General features: G+C 43.4%; 1 pseudogene. It reads right to left on the bottom strand.

What is annotated here, in order from left to right:
* Positions 1-592, bottom strand: a pseudogene (locus tag JHD69_RS20000) (hypothetical protein); the annotation flags it as partial.
* Between the last annotated feature and the right edge of the window lie 87 nt (positions 593-679).

The following is a 679-nucleotide window of genomic DNA, read 5'->3' as shown; positions in this document are numbered from 1 at the left end:
GTTCTAAGTATACATTGAACAGCTGCGAAAAGTAATGTTTGGGTATGCCCAATTCCTTCGCCAGAAAATCGAGCGACAAGCTCGGTTCCAGGTAAACACGGGTATCTTCAAAATAATTGACAATGCGTTCCTTGTATTCGTTGGCTTGCTCATCGGCCAAGGCAGAATTTTTATAGCTTTTAAACTGCAAGCTGTCTTCCAGTTCGAGAAGTTTTGCCTTGATGGCATTTTTATCGCCCACCACCCAATACCAGCCAATGGCGATATTGATAAAAACCAATAAGCCATAGGCAAAATAGCGATAGTCGAAGCCCATATCTATTTTGGCAATACCCCAACCAATAACCATGAGGCTAACCAAAATGGCAATCAGGATATACAAGGCTGCTATGGTAACCAACAAGATATCGGCATCGGGCTTGTTTATGGTGTTCGACTTCCAAATTTTGGCCAACACATGTACGCTATAAGGAATGAGCGACAGGATAATGATGCCATAGGAGTTTTGGTAAAACGTAAAAGCATAGCTTCCCCAAGGGTTGTTCATATCGGTAGTAAGCGCTACAACCAAATAAAACAAGCTGAACCCCATAAAAGGCACCAGGTCTGTCTCTTATACACATCTGAGCTGCCGACGAACCACGACATGTGTATGTATATGTGTGGGTCGGGTCGTGGT

Origin of the sequence: Pedobacter sp. ASV12 (assembly GCF_016429155.1) — a bacterium.
In the GTDB taxonomy this organism is placed as follows: Bacteria; Bacteroidota; Bacteroidia; order Sphingobacteriales; family Sphingobacteriaceae; genus Pedobacter.
The sequence above is the reverse complement of the archived record's forward strand: the minus strand, read 5'-3'. Positions and strand labels throughout refer to the sequence as shown.